The sequence below is a fragment of the Streptomyces sp. SCA2-17 genome (assembly GCF_044336695.1).
Genome location: NZ_CP117521.1, coordinates 5,626,771 through 5,641,886 on the forward strand (window position 1 = coordinate 5,626,771; position 15,116 = coordinate 5,641,886).

Annotated in this window: 9 protein-coding genes; 5 read left to right on the forward strand and 4 right to left on the reverse strand. The window is 75.4% G+C overall.

Annotated features, from left to right (window positions below; genetic code table 11):
* Positions 1-41 precede the first annotated feature (41 nt).
* Positions 42-851 carry a class I SAM-dependent methyltransferase gene (locus tag PS271_RS25305; protein WP_398384889.1) on the reverse strand — a complete coding sequence of 270 codons (810 nt, stop codon included), beginning with the start codon at positions 849-851 and terminating at the stop codon, positions 42-44.
* 425 nt (positions 852-1,276) lie between these two features.
* On the opposite strand from PS271_RS25305, the gene PS271_RS25310 reads away from it, so the two are divergent.
* The 3 genes from PS271_RS25310 (at position 1,277) to PS271_RS25320 (ending at position 8,567) form a co-directional block, all read left to right on the forward strand.
* Positions 1,277-2,914, forward strand: coding sequence for an ABC-F family ATP-binding cassette domain-containing protein (locus PS271_RS25310; RefSeq protein ID WP_398384890.1), 1,638 nt, complete (start codon positions 1,277-1,279; stop codon positions 2,912-2,914).
* 281 nt (positions 2,915-3,195) lie between these two features.
* Positions 3,196-7,161 carry a Pls/PosA family non-ribosomal peptide synthetase gene (locus PS271_RS25315; protein WP_398384891.1) on the forward strand — a complete coding sequence of 1,322 codons (3,966 nt, stop codon included), beginning with the start codon at positions 3,196-3,198 and terminating at the stop codon, positions 7,159-7,161.
* Positions 7,158-8,567 (forward strand): M1 family metallopeptidase, encoded by a 1,410-nt coding sequence (locus PS271_RS25320; protein ID WP_398384893.1) that lies wholly within the window; start codon positions 7,158-7,160, stop codon positions 8,565-8,567. The genes PS271_RS25315 and PS271_RS25320 overlap by 4 nt, the downstream gene beginning before the upstream one ends.
* Positions 8,568-8,861: 294 nt before the next feature.
* On the opposite strand, the gene PS271_RS25325 is transcribed toward PS271_RS25320, so the two are convergent.
* The gene (locus PS271_RS25325; RefSeq protein WP_398384895.1) at positions 8,862-11,264 is read right to left on the reverse strand and encodes a Tex family protein; all 2,403 of its coding nucleotides are present in this window, start codon (positions 11,262-11,264) and stop codon (positions 8,862-8,864) included.
* Positions 11,265-11,371: 107 nt separating this feature from the next.
* Complete coding sequence (locus tag PS271_RS25330; RefSeq protein WP_398384896.1) at positions 11,372-12,247, reverse strand: SCO6745 family protein; 876 nt, start codon at positions 12,245-12,247, stop codon at positions 11,372-11,374.
* A 135-nt stretch (positions 12,248-12,382) separates the two neighbouring features.
* On the opposite strand from PS271_RS25330, the gene PS271_RS25335 reads away from it, so the two are divergent.
* Together PS271_RS25335 and PS271_RS25340 are read left to right on the forward strand one after the other, a co-directional pair.
* Positions 12,383-13,363, forward strand: a complete 981-nt coding sequence (locus PS271_RS25335; RefSeq protein ID WP_398384898.1) for a GlxA family transcriptional regulator — start codon at positions 12,383-12,385, stop codon at positions 13,361-13,363.
* A gap of 22 nt (positions 13,364-13,385) precedes the next feature.
* Entirely contained in the window at positions 13,386-14,045 is a 660-nt protein-coding gene (locus PS271_RS25340; RefSeq protein ID WP_398384900.1) for a DJ-1/PfpI family protein, read from the forward strand.
* A 105-nt stretch (positions 14,046-14,150) separates the two neighbouring features.
* On the opposite strand, the gene PS271_RS25345 is transcribed toward PS271_RS25340, so the two are convergent.
* Complete coding sequence (locus PS271_RS25345) at positions 14,151-14,939, reverse strand: enoyl-CoA hydratase/isomerase family protein (protein ID WP_398384901.1); 789 nt, start codon at positions 14,937-14,939, stop codon at positions 14,151-14,153.
* Between the last annotated feature and the right edge of the window lie 177 nt (positions 14,940-15,116).

Consider the following 15,116-nt stretch of genomic DNA (forward strand, 5'->3'; position numbering starts at 1 on the left):
ACGGCCCTTCGGCCGGGCCCGGCACCGGAGGCCGACCGGTGTCAGGCCCGGCTCCGCGCCAGGAACAGGCTGCTCGTCACCCGCACCCCGGCGCTTCCGCCGCCTTCCTCCACGACCCGGGCCACGTCCCGGAAGAGCCGTTCACGCACCGCCGCCGGGAGCACCCGGTAGCCGGAGAAGGAGGCGAGCAGCTCGATCAGCCCGGACGGGGTGCGCTCGTGCGTGGTCTCGTACAGCCGGTGTGCCACGTCGCTGAAGCCGCCGTCCGCCTCCATCTCGCGCCACTGGCGCGCCTGCGGACCGCGACGGGCCGGACGGGGGCGCGGATCGAGGAGGGTGTAGGGCGGTATCTCCATCCCCTGCCGGGCGTGGAGGGCCGTCAGCCGCTCGGCCAGGCCGCGGTCCTCCAGGTGCCAGTGGTTCCAGAAGAGGGCCAGCGCCCCGCCCGGGCGCAGGGCCGTCCGCGCCCGTGCCCACCGCACCGCCGGGTCGACCCAGTGCCAGGCCTGGGCGCAGTACAGCAGCCCGTAGGGCCGGTCCGGGCGCCACGTCTCGAAGTCGGCGACCTCGACGGCGACGTGCGGCATCTCCGTGCAGCGGCTCCGCAGCACCCGAGCCATCCGCGCGTCCGGCTCGACGCACGTCACCGGGGTGCCGCGCGCGGCGAAGGCGAGCGTCGCCTTGCCGGTCCCGGCACCGACCTCGACGGCGGGGACGCCTTCGGGAAGGGCGGCGAAGTCCAGGACATCGTCGACCAGCCGGCCCGGGTAGCCCGGCCGCGCCGTGTCGTACTGCTCGGCGTCGTCACCGAACACGTGCCGCTGCTCCCGGTCGTGCTCTCCGCTCGCCATGCGGCCACTGTAAAACCGGGCGACAGGGCGCCGCAGGTGGTGCGGCGCCTTCCTACTTGCGGTGGCAGACGAACGTCCTGCTTCCGTCGTCCCCCGTCTGGATCACAGCGCTCGCACACCCCTCGGGGCACTGCGGGGGAGCGGCGTGGGCGCTGCGCTGCCGGTCAGGCGGGAAGGTGCACACGGAGCAGTACCACGTCGGCTTGTAGGGGTACGTCACGTCCCACCACATCGCGTTGCGGCAGTGCGAGCACCTGACCAGAGGGGGTCCGTTCCGACCAGCATTCATGCCCGGCATGCTGCCCCAGCGGACACGGGCCCGCGGCCGGTCCGGGAGGTTGTTCGCTCGTTCGGGCAGGTGCCCCCGCGACCTCCCCGAAAACCGGTACGAAAGCACCCCCGCCGCCGGTTAGAGTCGTCGGGATATGAGTGCCACCCTCGTCGCCAAGAACCTGGCCGCCGGACACGGCGACCGCACCCTCTTCTCCGGGCTCGACCTCGTCGTCGCGCCCGGTGACGTCATCGGACTGGTCGGGGCCAACGGCGCCGGGAAGTCGACCCTGCTGCGGCTGCTCGCGGGGCTGGGCGGGGCCGAGGAGGGCGGGATCTCGCTCAGCCCGCCCACGGCCACCGTCGGGCACCTGCCGCAGGAGCCGGACCGGCGCCCCGGGGAGAGCGTGCGGGACTTCCTGGCCCGCCGGACCGGGGTCGCGCGGGCCCAGGCCGAGCTCGACGCCGCCACCCAGGCGCTCGTGGAGGGCGCGCCGGGCGCCGACGACGCGTACGCCGTGAGCCTGGACCGCTGGCTCGGGCTGGGCGGGGCGGACCTGGAGGAGCGCGCCGAGGAGGTCGCCGCCACCCTCGGCCTCGCCGTGGGGCTCGACCGGCCCATGACCAGCCTCTCCGGCGGGCAGGCCGCCCGCGCCGGGCTCGCCTCCCTGCTGCTGAGCCGCTACGACGTCTTCCTCCTGGACGAGCCCACCAACGACCTCGACCTCGACGGGCTGGCCCGCCTGGAGTCCTTCGTCACCGGGCTGCGCGCCGGCACCGTCGTCGTCAGCCACGACCGCGAGTTCCTCACCCGCACCGTGACCAAGGTCCTGGAGCTCGACCACGCCCAGCAGGAGATCCGGCTCTACGGCGGTGGCTACGCCGCCTATCTGGAGGAGCGCGAGACCGTCCGCCGGCACGCCCGCGAGGCCTACGACGAGTACGCGGACACCCGGGCCGGGCTGGAGGCGCGCGCCCGCACCCAGCGGAACTGGATGGAGAAGGGCGTCAAGAACGCCCGCCGCAAGGCGACCGACAACGACAAGATCGGCCGCAAGTTCCGCAGCGAGGCCACCGAGAAGCAGGCCGCCAAGGCCCGGCAGACCGAGCGGCTCATCGAGCGGCTCGACGTCGTCCAGGAGCCCCGCAAGGAGTGGGAGCTGCGCATGGAGATCGCCGCGGCCCCGCGCTCCGGCGCCGTCGTGGCCACCCTGCGCGGCGCCGAGGTGCGCCGCGGCTCCTTCACCTTCGGCCCCGCCGACCTCCAGGTCGACTGGGCCGACCGGATCGCCGTCACCGGCGCCAACGGCTCCGGCAAGTCCACGCTGCTGGCCGCGCTCCTCGGCCGGCTGCCGCTGGACGCCGGGCACGCCGCGCTCGGCCCGGGCGTCGTCGTCGGCGAGGTCGACCAGGCGCGCGCCCTGTTCTTCGGCACGGAGACGCTGCTGGAGGCCTTCGGCGCGGCCGTCCCCGAGCTCGCGCCCGCCGACGTGCGCACGCTGCTGGCGAAGTTCGGCCTGAAGGCCGACCACGTGCTGCGCCCGGCCGCCACCCTCTCCCCGGGGGAGCGGACGCGCTCGGCGCTGGCCCTGCTCCAGGCCCGCGGCGTGAACCTCCTGGTCCTGGACGAGCCCACGAACCACCTGGACCTGCCGGCCATCGAGCAGCTGGAGTCGGCCCTGGCCTCGTACAACGGCACGCTGCTCCTGGTCACGCACGACCGCCGGATGCTGGACGCGGTCCACACGACCCGCCGCATAGAGGTTTCACAGGGACGCCTTACGGAGCTCTGACGCCGCTGCCCCACGGGTGTCCGAAAACAACTCCAGGTCCAGGCCAAACCTTCCCCAAGGCGCACGGCCGTACCGCCTGACCTGCCGGCCGCAAATCCCCTGCGGCGGGCGGGTCATCGCGGTTTCCCGGGGCCGTACGGGGCTGTACGGACTCTGTTCGATTTACGGAATGTTGGCACCGGGATACGAACCGGTCTCGCGCGACCCGCCGTCTGTGGTGTCGGACGTCCGAAGGACGCCCGTTCCACCACCGCACCACGGCATCTAGTGAGGCCGCCCCGATGTCCCACTCCACCGTCTCCGTACCCGGCACCCCGCACAGAGCCCGGGCGCTCTACGGCGGCGCCCCGCCGGCTCCGCCGCGCACCCTGCTCGACATCCTCGACGCCACCGCGGCGAGCCACCCCGGCGCTCCGGCCCTCGACGCCGCGGGCGAGGTCCTCAGCTACCGGGCCCTGTGCGACGAGGTCGCCCGCCGGGCCGCGTTCCTGCACCGGGCGGGCATCGGCCCCGGCGACCGCGTGGGCGTCCGCGTCCCCTCCGGCACCGCCGACCTCTACCTGGCGATCCTCGCGGTCCTGCGCTGCGGGGCCGCCTACGTGCCCGTCGACGCCGACGACCCCGACGAGCGTGCCGCCACCGTCTTCGGCGAGGCAGGCGTCCGCGCGGTCCTCGGCCCGGGCGGCCGGCTCTCCCCGGCGCACGGTTCCACCCCTGGGAACACGCGGCCCGCCCGCCCCGTCCGCCCCGGCGACGACGCCTGGATCATCTTCACCTCCGGCTCCACCGGCGCCCCCAAGGGCGTCGCCGTCACCCACCGCAGCGCCGCCGCCTTCGTGGACGCCGAGGCCGGGCTGTTCCTCCAGGACGCGCCCCTCGGCCCCGGCGACCGCGTACTGGCCGGCCTGTCCGTCGCCTTCGACGCCTCCTGCGAGGAGATGTGGCTGGCCTGGCGGCACGGCGCCTGCCTGGTCCCCGCGCCCCGCTCCCTCGTCCGCGCCGGCCACGAGCTCGGGCCCTGGCTCGCCGAGCGCGGCATCACCGTCGTCTCCACCGTGCCGACCCTGGCCGCGCTCTGGCCCCCGGAGACCCTCGACCGGGTGCGCCTGCTGATCGTCGGCGGCGAGGCGTGCCCCGCGGGCCTCGTCAGCCGCTTCGCCGTGCCCGGCCGCGAGATGTGGAACACCTACGGCCCCACCGAGACCACCGTCGTCGCCTGCGCCGCGCGCCTGCTGCCCGGCGAGCCCGTCCGCATCGGGCTGCCCCTGGCCGGCTGGCGGCTGGCCGTGGTCGACGAGGCCGGGGAAGCGGTGCCGTACGGCACCGAGGGCGAACTCGTCGTCGCCGGCGCCGGGAACGCCCGCTACCTCGACCCGGTCAAGGACGCCGACCGCTTCCGCCCCTCGCCCGCCCTCGGCGACCCCCGTGCCTACCGCACCGGCGACCTCGTCCGGGCCGACCCCGAGGGCCTGGTCTTCGCGGGCCGCGCCGACGACCAGATCAAGCTCGGCGGCCGGCGCGTCGAACTCGGCGAGATCGACGCGGCGCTCGGCGCCCTGCCGGGCGTGCGCGGGGCGGCCGCGGCCGTACGGAACACGCTTGCCGGCGGGCACATCCTCGTCGGCTACGTCGTACCGGACGCCTCCTACCGGCGCGAGGAGGCCAGAGCGCTGCTGGCCGAGCGCCTGCCCGCCGCGCTCGTGCCCGTCCTCAGCGAGCTCGCCGGCCTGCCCACCCGCACCTCCGGCAAGGTCGACCGCGACGCCCTGCCCTGGCCGCCGCCCGGACCCGCCGGGACCGGCGCCGAAGCGGGCGGCAGCGAACCGGACGGCGGCGAACTGCACGGCACCGCCGCCCGCCTGGCCGGCCTGTGGGAGCTCCACCTCGGCACCCGGCCCACCGCCGGCTCCGACTTCACCGCCCTCGGCGGGACCAGCCTCACCGCCGCCCGTATGGCCTCCGCCCTGCGCGAGCACCACCCCGGGGTCTCCGTCGCCGGCCTCTACCGGCACCCCGTCCTGCGCGACATGGCCGCCCACCTCGACTCCCTCACCGCCCCCGGCCCCCGCCCCGAGCACGCCGCCCGCACGGTCCGCCCCGTGCGCAGACGCGCCGGCGCGGCCCAGATCCTCGTACAGACCGCCCTGTTCGGCGTCGCCGGGCTGCGCGGGCTCGTCGCCCTCGCCGCCGCCGACGACGTCCTCGGTCTGCTGGCGCCCCGGCAGTGGGCCCCGCACACCTCCTGGTGGCTGGTGCTCGCCGGCTGGCTCGTCCTCCTCAGCGCCCCCGCCCGCCTCGCCGTCGGCGCCACGGCCGCACGCCTGCTGACCCGCGGCATCGCACCCGGCACGTACCGGCGCGGCAGCCGCGTGCACATCCGGCTGTGGGCCGCCGAACGCACCGTCGCCTCCTTCGGGGTCCCCGCGCTCCTGGGCACCCCCTGGGCCGCCCGGTACGCGCGGGCCCTCGGCTGCACCACCGGCCGCGGCGTGGCCCTGCACGCCATGCCGCCCGTGACCGGCCTCGCCACCCTCGCCGACGGCTGCTCCGTGGAGCCCGAGGCCGACATCTCCGGCTGGTGGCTCGACGGCGACGACCTGCACATCGGCCGCATCACCCTCGGCGCGGGAGCCCGGGCGGGCCACCGCAGCACGATGATGCCCGGAGCGACCCTCGCTCCGGGCGCCGAACTCGCGCCCGGAGCCTGCCTGGACGGTCACGCCGCGGCGGGGGAGCGGTGGGAAGGGTCGCCGGCCCGCAGCACCGGCCGCGCCGAGCCCGTACCGGCCGGAGCGCCCGCGCTCCCCTCCCCGCGCGCGAAGGCCGCCTACGCCCTCACGCTGGGCGCCCTGCCCCTCCTGCCGTTCCTCGCCGCCCTGCCCGCGCTCGTCGGCACCTACTACCTCGTCAAGGACTGCACCACCCTGCTGTCCGTCTCCCTGACGCTGCTCGCCGCCGTCCCCGTGCTCACCATCGCCGGCAGCCTGTCCTGGGCCCTCCTCGTCGCCGCCGCGGTACGCCTGCTCGGCCGGGGCATCCGGCCCGGCGACCACCCGGCGTGGGGCGCCGTCGCCTGGCGCGCCTGGCTCGTCACCCGGCTCCTGGACGGCGCCCGGGCGAGCCTCTTCCCGCTCTACGCGAGCCTCGCCACGCCCGTGTGGCTGCGCCTCCTCGGCGCCCGTGTCGGCCGGCGTGCCGAAATCTCGACCGTCCTCCCGCTGCCCTCCCTCCTCACCGTCGGCGACGGTGCGTTCCTCGCCGACGACACGCTCGTCGCCCCGTACGAACTGCGCGGCGGCCGGCTCCGCCTGGGCACCGCGCACATCGGCCGGCGCGCCTTCGTCGGCAACTCCGGGATCGTCGGCCCCGGCCGCAGCGTGCCCGACCACGCCCTGATCGGCGTCCTCTCCGACGCGCCCGAGCACAGCGAACCCGGCAGCTCCTGGCTCGGCCGCCCCGCGATGCCGCTGCCGCGCAAGGCGGCCGTCACCGACGCGCACCGCACCTTCGAGCCGGCGCGCCGCCTCGTGGCCGCCCGCGCCGCCGTCGAACTGTGCCGCGTGCTCCCGCTGATGGCCGGCTTCGCCCTCGCGGAGCTCGTCCTCCTCGCCGAGCAGGACGCCCTCGACACCGGCGGCCTGCTGCTCGCCGCCGCGGTGGGCGCCCCGCTGCTGCTGGCCGCGGGCCTCGCCGCCGGCCTGACCACCACCGCGGCCAAGTGGCTCCTCGTGGGCCGCTTCACCGCCGGCGAGCACCCGCTGTGGTCCTCGTTCGTCTGGCGCAACGAGCTCTACGACACCTTCGTCGAGACCCTCGCCGTGCCGTGGCTGGCCGGGCCGTTCACCGGCACACCCGTCCTCAACTGGTGGCTGCGCAGCCTCGGTGCGCGCATCGGGCGCGGCGTCTGGTGCGACACGCACTGGCTGCCCGAGACCGACCTCGTCTCCCTCGGCGACGGCGCCACCGTCAACCGCGGCTGCGTCCTCCAGACGCACCTCTTCCACGACCGGATCATGCGCATGGACGCCGTCCGCCTCGACGCGGGAGCGTCCCTCGGCCCGCACGGCATCGTCCTGCCCGGCAGCACCGTCGGCGCGGGCGTCTCCCTCGCCCCGGCCTCCCTGGTCATGCGCGGCGAGACGGTTCCGGCGGGCACGCGCTGGGCGGGCAACCCGATCGCGGGCGCGGCGCCGGTGCCGGGCGCCGGCGCCATTCCCTCGGGGAGCACCCCGGAGGCGGTCGCATGAGCCTTCGCGACCGCTTCCGGTGCAGCCGCCGCGCCCTGCTCGGGGCCGCGGCGGCCCTCCCGCTGACCGCGGCCGCCGCCGACGCCGCCCTGCACTCCGCCCGCGGGCCGCGCTACTTCCCCCGCAACGGCTCCGACGGCCACCGCACCCTCGCCTACGACCTGACGCTCGGCTACGACCCCGGCCGGGCCCGGCTCGACGGCCACGCCCGCATCCGGGCCGTCGCCAACGAGCGCACCGGCCGCGTCGCCCTCGACCTCGCCCGGCTGAAGGTGCGCAGCGCGTACCTCGACGGGCGGCCCGTCACCGTGCACCAGCACGGCGGCAAGGCCGTGCTCGCCGCCCCGCGGGACCTCGCCGCCGGGCAGCCGTTCGTCGCCGACGTCCACTACGGCGGCAGGCCCGGACCCGTCCGCACGCCGTTCGGGCCGATCGGCTGGGACCGTACGGGGGACGCCCACGGCGGCACCCTCGTCGCCTCCCAGCCGGTCGGTGCGCCGTCGTGGTTCCCGTGCAACGACCGCCCCGACGACAAGGCCGCCTACACCTTCACCGTCACCGTGCCCCGGGGCCACCACGTCCTGGCCAACGGCACCCTCAGGGAACGCCGCGAGACCGCGGACTCCACGGCCTGGACCTACCACCACCCCGGGCCCATGGCCTCCTACCTCGCGGCCGTCTGCACCGGCCGCTTCACCCACGACGTCCGCGGCACCCTCCGCAACGCCTACCCCGCCCACCTCGCCGAACAGGCCCGCCACGACCTGGCCCGGCAGCCGCGGATGCTGCGCGCCTTCAGCGGCTTCTTCGGCCCCTACCCGTTCGAGACCTACGGCGCCGTCATCGTCGACGCGGAGCTCGCCGTGCCCGTCGAGAACCAGACGCTGTCCGTCTTCGGCCGCAACCACGTCGACGGGCGGCGGGGCTCCGAGACCCTCGTCGCCCACGAGCTCGCCCACCAGTGGTTCGGCAACAGCGCCGGCGTCGCCGACTGGCGGCACATCTGGCTCAACGAGGGCTTCGCCACGTACGCGGAGTGGCTGTGGTCCGAACACCTCGGCGAGGACGACGCGGACACGCTCGCCCGGGCGGCCCGCCAGGGGCTCGCCTGCGGCGGACAGGACCTGTGCATCGCCGACCCCGGCCCGCGGCAGCTCTTCGACGACCGGATCTACGTACGCGGCGCGTGCACGCTGCACGCTTTGCGGCTGGCGGTGGGCGACGACTGCTTCTTCCGGATCCTCCGCACCTGGCACACGGCGCACCGGGGCTCGACGGCGGACACAGAACGCTTCGTGACCCACGCGGAGTCCACCGCGGGCCGCCCGCTACGCCCCTTGCTGACCGCGTGGCTGTACGAGTCCCCGGTCCCGGACTTCCCCTCCGGGGAGGGGGAGAACACCTGAGGGGCCGCACGGCGGGCACATGCCGTGACCGGCAGTTGGGGGGCCACCGTGCCGCGGCTCGGCACCGCCGGGTTGCCACGTTGTGGCTGATCGCCGCGGCGGAAGAAAGGCGCATGCCGTGACCGGCGGGCAGAGGGTCGCCGTTGCGGCGGAGGGGCTTGCTGCGACCGGCGCGTGCAGGGGCATCGTGCCGTGGCCAGGTGAAAAATGCCCGCCGCAACGGCGATACGCCACGACGGCGCGGGTCCGGCGGAATGCGTAGTCCGCCGGACCCGGCCCGTACGTCGCCCCGCGCTAGCGGAGCCCCGCCCGGCGCAGCGCCTCCGCCATTGCGTCGTTCACCGGCGGAGCCGCCTCGCGGGGGCCGCCGCGTCGCTGCTGGGGCGCCCCCGCACCACGCTGGGGCGTGCCCGCACCACGGCGTCCGCCGCGCTCGGCACCCCGCTCCGGGCGCGGGCGGCTGCCCCCGCCACCCCCGCCGGACGGCGACTCGTCGTCAAGCCGCAGCGTCAGCGAGATCCGCTTGCGCGGGATGTCGACGTCCATGACCTTGACCCGCACGATGTCACCGGGCTTGACGACGTCCCGCGGGTCCTTCACGAACGTCCGGGACATGGCCGACACGTGCACCAGCCCGTCCTGGTGGACGCCCACGTCCACGAACGCCCCGAACGCGGCGACGTTGGTGACGACGCCCTCCAGGACCATCCCCGGCTCCAGGTCGCCGATCTTCTCGACGCCCTCCTTGAAGCTCGCCGTCTTGAACGCGGGCCGCGGGTCCCGGCCGGGCTTCTCCAGCTCGCGCAGGATGTCGGTGACCGTCGGCAGACCGAACGTCGCGTCGACGAACTCGTCAGGCCGCAGGGAGCGCAGCACGGACGTGTTGCCGATGAGGGAGGCGACCTCGCCGCCCGTGCTCTTCACCATCTTCCGCACCACGGGGTAGGCCTCGGGGTGGACGCTGGAGGCGTCCAGCGGGTCGTCCCCGCCGCGGATGCGCAGGAAGCCCGCGCACTGCTCGTACGCCTTGGGGCCCAGCCGGGCCACGTCCTTCAGCGCCCGCCGGGAGCGGAAGGGGCCGTGGGAGTCGCGGTGGGCGACGATGTTCTCGGCGAGGCCGGAGCTGATGCCGGAGACGCGCGCGAGCAGCGGCGCGGACGCGGTGTTCACGTCGACGCCGACGCCGTTGACGCAGTCCTCCACGACGGCGTCGAGCGAGCGGGACAGCTTCACCTCGGACAGGTCGTGCTGGTACTGGCCGACGCCGATCGACTTGGGGTCGATCTTGACGAGCTCGGCGAGCGGGTCCTGGAGGCGCCGCGCGATCGAGACCGCGCCGCGCAGCGAGACGTCCATCCCGGGCAGCTCCTGGGAGGCGAACGCGGAGGCGGAGTAGACCGAGGCGCCGGCCTCGGAGACCATCACCTTCGTGAGCTTCAGCTCCGGGTGACGGGAGATCAGATCGGCCGCCAGCCGGTCCGTCTCGCGGGAGGCCGTGCCGTTGCCGATGGCGACGAGCTCGACGCCGTGCTCCCGGGCGAGCCGGGCCAGCGCCGCGAGCGAGGCGTCCCACTTGTTCTGCGGGACGTGCGGGTAGATCGTCTCCGTGGCGGCGACCTTGCCCGTCGCGTCCACGACCGCGACCTTCACGCCCGTGCGGAAGCCGGGGTCGAGGCCCATCGTGGCGCGGGTGCCGGCCGGGGCGGCGAGCAGCAGGTCGCGCAGGTTCGCCGCGAAGACGCGGACCGCCTCGTCCTCGGCGGCCTGCCGCAGCCGCAGCCGCAGGTCGATCCCGAGGTGGACGAGGACGCGCGTGCGCCAGGCCCAGCGCACCGTCTCGCCCAGCCACTTGTCCGCGGGCCGGCCCCGGTCCGCGATGCCGAAGCGCTGCGCGATCATCTGCTCGTACGCGCTCGGGCCCGCGGCCGCCGCCCCGTCCGGCTCCTGCGCCGGCTCCGGGTCCAGCGTGAGGTCGAGGATTTCTTCCTTCTCGCCGCGCAGCATGGCGAGCACCCGGTGCGAGGGCAGCTCGGTGAAGGGCTCCGCGAAGTCGAAGTAGTCGGCGAACTTCGCGCCCTCCTCCTCCTTGCCCTCGCGGACCTTCGCGGCGACGCGCCCGCGCGTCCACATGCGCTCACGCAGCTCGCCGATGAGGTCGGCGTCCTCGCTGAACCGCTCGGTGAGGATGGCCCGGGCTCCCTCCAGCGCGGCGGCCGCGTCCGCGACGCCCTTGTCCGCGCCGGCGAACGCGGCGGCCGCGGCGAGCGGCTCGGTGCCCGGGTCGGCGAGCAGGCCGTCCGCCAGCGGCTCCAGGCCGGCCTCCCGCGCGATCTGCGCCTTCGTGCGCCGCTTGGGCTTGAAGGGCAGATAGATGTCCTCCAGGCGGGCCTTGGAGTCGGCGGCGCGGATGCGCGCCTCCAGCGCCTCGTCCAGCTTGCCCTGGGAGCGCACGGACTCCAGGACCGCCGTGCGGCGCTCCTCCAGCTCGCGCAGGTACCTCAGCCGCTCCTCGACGGTGCGCAGCTGCGCGTCGTCGAGCATCTCGGTGGCTTCCTTGCGGTAGCGGGCGATGAACGGCACGGTCGAACCGCCGTCGAGCAAGTCGACCGCGGCCTTCACCTGCCGCTCCCGCACGCCGAGCTCCTCGGCGATCCTGCCTTCGATCGACGCCCCGGGCGACGCACCAATTGCCGTCACGATCACGCTCCGCTTTCTCTTCGGGCTGCGGACTGCATTGTGGCAGGTGCCGCTGACAGCGCCGCGCCCGACCGCGCGGCGCCCTACGTCCGGGAGCCCGCGACGCCTCAGCCGTTGCCGAGCAGGTCCGCCGGGAACGCGCCCGCCAGCATTGCGGCCTTGGCGAAGGCCGAGCCCAGCTCGGTGAGGCGCGCCACGCCCGCCGAGCCCAGGTGCTCGTACGGCGCGGCGTCGAGGCGGTCCGTCTCCGCCTCCAGCTCCTCGCGCAGCGCCTTCCCCGCCTCCGTCAGCTCGCCGGCCCCGTCCAGCAGCCCGCGCGCCCGCAGCCGCTCCCGGCCGGCCTCCAGCACCTCCGGGGACCAGGCGCGCGTCTGGACGAGCCACTTGTCGCTCATGCCGCCGCCGGTCGCGCTGTGGCTGACGAGCGCCTCGACCGGGCCGAGGCCCGCCCGTACGAGCACCATGACGTGACCGTCGCCCCGGTGCTCGCGCAGCAGCGTCGCGGCGTGCCAGAGCGCGAGGTGGGGCGCCTCGGGCACGGGCAGGTCGGCGTGGGCGGAGTACAGGGGCCGGCCGCCGCGGCTGCAGCCCTCGGTGGCGCGCAGGGCGAGCTCCGCCGCCTCGGCCATCTCCGGGGAGGCGATCGCGTCCTCGCCGAGCAGCCGGCGCAGGGTGGCGTCGGCCGCGCGCAGCCGCGCGGCGAGGACGTCCTGCGGGGCGGCGACGTCCCAGACGCCCGGGAGGTGGCGGGCGAGCAGCTCGTAGTTGTAGTTGTAGAACGCGGCCGCGACCGTGCCCGCGCCGACGCGCCCGAACGCGGCCGTCCGCCCGGCGATGTTGACCGCGGAGCGGTCCTCGATCCCCAGCGCGCCCATCTCCCGCACGATGTCGGGCGAGAAGTACACCGTGGCGTGAAGGGTGTTGAGGGGCTGCTGACAGCGGCGTCCGGCACGCTCCGGCAGGGACCCGGTGAGAGAAGTCATGAGCGCACGTTACCGACTGGTCGGTACGGGCAGGAAGGGGTGTGCCCCACGGACGCCGCGCGCCCCGTCGCGATGGCAGGAAAGGTGGGGTATTCGTCATTGCGGCCATATGGCCGGACGGCCAGCATGGTGACCATGACGCGCCACCGCCCGCAGCGCCGCTCCGTGCTGATCGTCCTGTTCGACGAGGTCCAGAGCCTCGACTTCACGGGCCCCGCCGAGGTGTTCGCGGGAGCGGGTCAGCGGAACGGCGACCCCACCCCGTACCGCGTGCACACCGCCACCCTCGACGGTGGCCCCGTGCGCACCAGCAGCGGCCTGCGCGTCACGCCCGACTCCGCGCTGCACGACGCCCCCGCCGCGCACACCCTGCTCGTGCCGGGCGGCGAAGGCACGCGCACCCCCGACCCGCGCCTCATCGCCTGGCTGCGTGAGCACGCGCCGCGCGCCGAGCGCGTGGTGTCGGTGTGCACGGGCGCGTTCCTGCTCGCCGCCGCGGGCCTCCTGGAGGGCCGCCGCGCGACGACCCACTGGGCGTTCTGCGCCGCCCTCGCCGCGCGCTTCCCCGCCGTCCGCGTGGAGCCCGACCCCATCTACGTACGCGACGGGAACGTCGTCACCTCGGCCGGCGTCACCGCGGGCATCGACCTCGCCCTCGCCCTCGTCGAGGACGACCTGGGCCGCGAACGGGCGCTCGCCGTCGCCCGCAACCTCGTCGTCTTCCTGCGCCGCCCCGGCAACCAGACCCAGTTCAGCGCCCCGCTCGCGGCCCAGACCGCGAGCCGCCCGCGGCTGCGCGACGTCCAGCACTGGATCGTCGAGAACCCCGCGGCCGACCTGTCCGTCGAGGCGCTCGCGGCCCGCGCGGACCTCTCCCCGCGGCACTTCGCCCGCGCCTTCCACAGCGAGACCGGCATGACGCCGGGCCGCTACGTCGACCGGGTCCGCCTGGAAGCCGCACGCCGGCAGCTGGAGGACACCGGCGACGGCGTCGAGGAGGTCTCGCGCGCCTGCGGCTACGGCACGCCCGAGGCCATGCGCCGCGCCTTCGTCCGCGCCCTGGGCACCTCACCCGCCGAGTACCGGCGCCGCTTCCGTCCCCTGACGGCAGCCTGACTCCCGAGAATCGAGGCACCTCATGCAGATCGCCGTCCTGCTCTACCCCGGCTTCACCGCCCTCGACGCCATCGGCCCGTTCGACACGCTCAGCCCCCTGCCGGGCAGCGAGGTCGTCCTCGTCGCCGAGCGCCCCGGCCCCGTGCGCAACGAGACGGGCAACCTCGGCCTCGTCGCCGACGCCTCCCTCGCCGAGGTCACGGGCCCCGACATCGTCGTCGTCCCCGGTGGGGCCGATCCGAGCGGCCAGATGGGCCCGGGGCCCGTCGCCGAGTGGCTGCGGCACGTCGACCGCACCACCACCTGGACGACGTCGGTGTGCTCCGGCTCCCTGATCCTGGCCGCCGCCGGGCTGCTGACGGGCCGTCGCGCCACGTCGCACTGGCTGATGCTGGAGCGGCTCGCCTCCTACGGCGTCGAGGCCACCGGCGAACGCGTCGTGTTCGACGGCAAGTACGTCACGGCCGCCGGCGTCTCCTCCGGCATCGACATGGCGCTGACGCTCGCGGGCCGGATCGCGGGCGACCGCGCCGCCCAGTCCGTCCAGCTGCTCCTCGAGTACGACCCGCAGCCGCCCTACGACGCGGGCTCCCCGGAGAAGGCCCCCGCCGACCTCGTCGCCGAGTGGCGGGCCGCGGACCTCTCCCAGCTGGTGAAGCCCCAGGGGCCCCAGGGCCGCTGAGCGGGTTCGCCGGGCAGCGCGCCCCGTAGGCGGCCCGGGGCGGTGTCGATCCGCGGCCCGGGGACGGGAAGGCCGGCACGGGGGTCCGGCCGCCCGTCCGCGGTGCTAAGCGGTGCGCTCCGCAGCGCACTCCGGGGTCCGCTCGCCCACGGTCCACCCGAACCGCGGCTGCCGGCGCTCCAGGAACGCGGCCACGCCCTCCGCCGTGTCGCCCCCGGCGCGCTCCTGCTCCGCCCAGTGCGCGATCCGGTCGGGGGAGGCGGGCCCCGCGGCGAACTCCTTCGCCGCGGCCTGCGTCAGCTGCGACCGCGAGGCCAGCACGCGGGCGAACTCCGCGACCCGCCGGTCCAGCGCCTCCCGCGGCCACACCTCGTCCACGAGCCCCGTCCGCAGCGCCCGCCCGGCGTCGATCAGCTCGCCGGAGAAGAGCAAGTACTTGGCGGTGGCCGGACCGGTCAGCTCGACCAGCCGGCGGGTGGAGGCGGGCCCGTAGACGATCCCGAGCTTCGCGGGGGTCACCCCGAAGGACGCGTCGTCGGAGGCGAACCGCAGGTCGCACGCGGCGGCGAGCTGGCAGCCGCCGCCCACGCAGTAGCCGCGCACGGCGGCGAGCGTGGGCTTGGGGAAGGCCGCCAGGGCCTCCTCGGCCGCGATCGCGAGGTCCCGCGAGCGGTCGGCGCCCTCGGTCAGCGAGGAGATGTCGGCCCCCGCGCAAAACGTTTCGCCTTCGCCGGTGAGCACCAGCACCCGGACGGCCGGATCGGCGGCGCACCGCTCCAGCAGCCCGGGCAGGGCCCGCCACATGTCCGTGGTCATGGCGTTCCGCTTGGCGGGGTTGGCGATGCGAACCGTGGCGGTGCCACCGGCGACGTCCAGGTGAAGTGCAGGCTCCATGCGCCGGATGCTATCCGGGCCGTCCGCCGGGCCTGTCGGAATACCTGACTCCACGCCGCTCAGGGAACGCGGAACAGGGTGGCCAGGAACAGTCGCGTGAGTGACCGTGGCATACGCAGCCGGTCAAACTCCGTCGATAGCCGATGATTTGTGGTCAGCCCGCCGTACGGACCCTCA